This window comes from Sporomusa sp., from assembly GCF_057736855.1.
Genome location: NZ_JBYKYF010000321.1, coordinates 1 through 3,306, shown reverse-complemented (window position 1 = coordinate 3,306; position 3,306 = coordinate 1). Strand labels below are relative to the sequence as shown.

Below are 3,306 nucleotides of genomic sequence, written 5' to 3'. Positions count from 1 at the left end.
AATAGAAAGCCGCTTTTTGCCTTACGGCATAAAAGCGGCTTTGTCTACAATCTGACCGGTAGCTAAGTGCTACCGGTTTTTGTATGCAATGTCTGGATTTGCATATAATATTGCGAGCGAGCAGTTCCACTTGGTTGTCATAGGCAAGTAAATCGGTTATAATTATTCACAAGTGGGCAGAACGGCCGGTTTTTTAGTTTATGGTTAATGAACGGGCGGTTACAACTTACATATTGATATTAACTTGGAGGTGTATGTTTTTTTGTCTCGGCAACCAAATAAAATACAGATAATTCCCTTGGGCGGTATGGGAGAGATCGGTAAGAACATGACAGTCATACGCTATGGTGATGAAATCATAGTCATTGACTCAGGTTTAATGTTCCCTGAAGACGACATGCTTGGTATTGACCTAGTTATTCCGGATATTACCTATCTGTTGGACAACCGCGATTTAGTGAAAGCCATTATATTAACGCACGGGCATGAAGACCATATTGGTGCACTACCTTATGTATTGAAAATGCTTAATGTTCCCGTATATGGTACTCGTCTGACTCTCGGTATTTTGGAAGGACGTTTGAAAGAAAACAATGTACCTACGACTAGTTTACATGCCGTTAAACCGGGTGATAAAATTCAAATTGGTAATTTTAAAATTGGCTTTATTCGGGTAAGTCACAGTATCGCGGATTCAGTAGCATTATCCATAAAGACACCTGTTGGTGTCATTGTCCATACTGGCGATTTTAAACTGGACCAGACTCCGGTTGATGGTAAGGTTACTGATTTTCACCGGTTTGCTGAATTAGGTGACCAGGGGGTTTTGGTACTTTTGGCAGATAGTACCAATGCAGAACGGCCTGGATATACTCCTAGTGAGAGGTCGGTCGGAGTCACTTTTGACGAAACTTTTCGTAATGCCCGGGAGCGTATTATCATTGCTTCTTTCTCTTCCAATATTCACCGTATTCAACAGGCTATTGACACTGCTTGCAAATACCGGCGTAAAGTAGCTATTCTTGGCCGCAGTATGGTTAATGTCGCGAATATCGCTTTAGAATTAGGCTATTTAAATGTGCCTGAAGGGGTACTTATTGATATTGATGAAATCAATAACTACCCGGCTTCAGGGGTAGTTATTCTAACAACAGGCAGTCAGGGGGAACCCATGTCTGCTTTAACGAGAATGGCTATGTCAGAGCATAAAAAGGTTGAAATTGTTCCAGGAGATACAGTAATCATTTCAGCTACGCCAATCCCCGGTAATGAGAAACTGGTTTCGCGGACGATTGACTATCTTTTCCGGCAAGGTGCTGAAGTTGTATATGAAGCGGCATCAGGTATTCATGTGTCTGGTCATGCCAGTCAAGAGGAACTCAAATTAATGCACAACCTTGTACGGCCAAAGTTTTTTATCCCAGTTCACGGAGAATATCGCCACCTGATTAAACACGCTCAATTAGCCCAGTCCATGGGTATGCCGAAAGAAAATATTTTTGTGGTAGAAAACGGGCAGGTATTAGAATTCACTGCCGAAAAAGGTATGGTAGCCGGAAAGGTGACTTCAGGCAATGTGTTAGTGGATGGTCTTGGTGTGGGTGATGTAGGCAATATTGTACTTCGTGACCGACGGCAGCTTTCGCAAGATGGAATATTAATTATCGTGGTTACGATGGATAAACAAGGAGGACAAGTAGCCGCAGGCCCAGATATTGTATCTCGGGGTTTTGTTTATGTACGCGAGTCTGAGCAGCTTATGGAAGAGGCCAAAGAACGGGTTAAACAAGCGTTGGAAAAGTGCGAACTTAACGGTATTACAGAATGGGCTGCTATAAAATCCAACGTTCGCGATACATTAGGTAAGTATTTGTACGAACGCACTCGACGTCGCCCAATGATTTTACCAATAATCATGGAAGTGTAGTATGACATGAAAGCTTTGAGAATACCTGTTGAAGGGTAGACTCAAGGCTTATTTTGTTAGCATATAAACGCTTGTATGAAATCTCAGTAAGCGCCAATACTATATATGGATATAATAATAACCAGCTCATTGGCGGGAGGGATACTCTAATGATACTCAATGATAATCCGGTAGTTGCTCCTCCGGGTACTAATCCTGAAGCACCACAAATAAATCCGCTTCCCACGGAAAATCCGAAAAAAAGCAGACAGGCCAAGAAATCGGTAGCTACTGAGAATATTCAAGAGTTAGGATCAGCCGAAGTACCTATAGCTAAAACCAATATTCATGTGATGACCATCATTGGCCAAATTGAAGGCCATTTGGTATTACCGCCACAAAATAAAACTACAAAATATGAGCATGTAATGCCACAGCTTGTTGCGATTGAGCAATCCAATGAAATTGATGGGTTGCTGCTAGTATTAAACACCGTCGGCGGCGATGTTGAGGCAGGTTTGGCTATCGCTGAAATGGTTGCCAGTATGTCAAAGCCTACCGTATCCATTGTGTTAGGGGGCGGACATAGTATTGGTGTACCTATTGCCGTTTCGGCAACTTACTCATTTATTGTTGAAAGTGCTACTATGACAATTCACCCGATTAGACTTACCGGGTTGGTTATAGGTGCTCCCAGTTCCTTTGATTATCTCGAAAAGATGCAAGAGCGTGTTAATAAATTTGTTGTAAGTCATTCAAAGATAACTGAGAAGAAATGGAAAGAACTGCTATTCAAAACGGGTGAATTGTCTCGGGATATTGGAACTTCCGTAGCTGGTAATGATGCGGTAAAATATGGTTTGATTGATGAAATTGGTGGTGTAGCGCAAGCTTTAAAAAAGCTAGAAGAACTCATTGAGATACAAAAAAAGCATAAAGAAGGTAAGGGGCTGAAACAATAATGATTCTCTGGACAATTGTTCCGGAAGAAGTCGTTTTTGGCGACCAAAAACAGCCAGATCCTGTTTATGAAGAAATTGAATATGCGGGACAGAAGGTAGTGGCGGAAAAGGTATCTGACAATGAATTTCGTATTGTTCGTTTGTTAACCACTAATCCTGCCGACTTCCTTCGTAGTGAATTACAACCAGGCAGAGTTATTACCTGTAAACCTGTTATGCAAACGCTCTCGTAAATGGGAGCGTTTTCTTTTTGCCTTAACCATTTAAAATAAAGGAATTTTTCTTGTTATGTAGAACCCATTACAAGTAGAGGTGGTATGTTTTGCCTAAATGGTTAGCCCAGTTAACTCCTGAATTGCGGCATGAATTATTGGGTATAACAATGTTTACCGGCGGCTTGTTAGCAATAATTAGTTTGCTGGGTTTGAATGTTGGCCC

3 protein-coding genes are annotated in these 3,306 nt (G+C 41.5%); all 3 read left to right on the top strand.

The window, feature by feature from the left end; translation table 11 throughout:
* Positions 1-307 precede the first annotated feature (307 nt).
* Positions 308-1,927: a ribonuclease J gene (locus AC29Z1_RS15480; RefSeq protein WP_488272352.1), complete on the top strand. Its 1,620-nt coding sequence runs from the start codon at positions 308-310 to the stop codon at positions 1,925-1,927.
* A 149-nt stretch (positions 1,928-2,076) separates the two neighbouring features.
* Positions 2,077-2,868 (top strand): ClpP family protease, encoded by a 792-nt coding sequence (locus AC29Z1_RS15475; protein ID WP_488272351.1) that lies wholly within the window; start codon positions 2,077-2,079, stop codon positions 2,866-2,868.
* Positions 2,868-3,101, top strand: coding sequence for a YlzJ-like family protein (locus AC29Z1_RS15470; protein WP_488272350.1), 234 nt, complete (start codon positions 2,868-2,870; stop codon positions 3,099-3,101). Before AC29Z1_RS15475 ends, AC29Z1_RS15470 begins: the two co-directional genes overlap by 1 nt.
* Positions 3,102-3,306: the final 205 nt, after the last annotated feature.

Excerpts from the sequence above, each read along its gene's own strand:
- AC29Z1_RS15475 (WP_488272351.1), top strand. The coding sequence starts at position 2,077 with ATGATACTCAATGATAATCCGGTAGTTGCTCCTCCGGGTACTAATCCT.
- AC29Z1_RS15480 (WP_488272352.1), top strand. The coding sequence starts at position 308 with ATGGGAGAGATCGGTAAGAACATGACAGTCATACGCTATGGTGATGAA.
- AC29Z1_RS15470 (WP_488272350.1), top strand. The coding sequence starts at position 2,868 with ATGATTCTCTGGACAATTGTTCCGGAAGAAGTCGTTTTTGGCGACCAA.